Source organism: Komagataeibacter intermedius TF2, assembly GCF_000964425.1.
Taxonomy (GTDB): Bacteria; Pseudomonadota; Alphaproteobacteria; order Acetobacterales; family Acetobacteraceae; genus Komagataeibacter; species Komagataeibacter intermedius.
Genome location: NZ_BANF01000680.1, coordinates 1 through 275, shown reverse-complemented (window position 1 = coordinate 275; position 275 = coordinate 1). Strand labels below are relative to the sequence as shown.

Below are 275 nucleotides of genomic sequence, written 5' to 3'. Positions count from 1 at the left end.
GGTCATCGGTGGCATCCACATCCAGAACGATCCGGGCGGGTGCGTGCTCATGCTGGTCAAGGAAGAGCGTGACGAACAGGGTAGCCAGGGCCTCATGATCAGCAATGATCCGACAGTAACGATCTGCCTTGTGCCCACTGCGCTCCAACCGGTTCAGTGTAGATTTGCCAGCCAATGCTGCGCAGTTTGCCCGGCCTCCTGACAGACGGCCCGAGGCCAGACCAAAGATCAGGTCATGCCGCAGGGCATCGTGATCATTGAGATCTTCATAGCCC

At 58.5% G+C, this 275-nt stretch carries 1 protein-coding gene; it reads right to left on the bottom strand.

What is annotated here, in order from left to right; translation table 11 throughout:
* Positions 1-275 (bottom strand): transposase (locus B7449_RS18965; protein WP_048884094.1); only part of this gene is annotated, 275 nt, incomplete at both ends.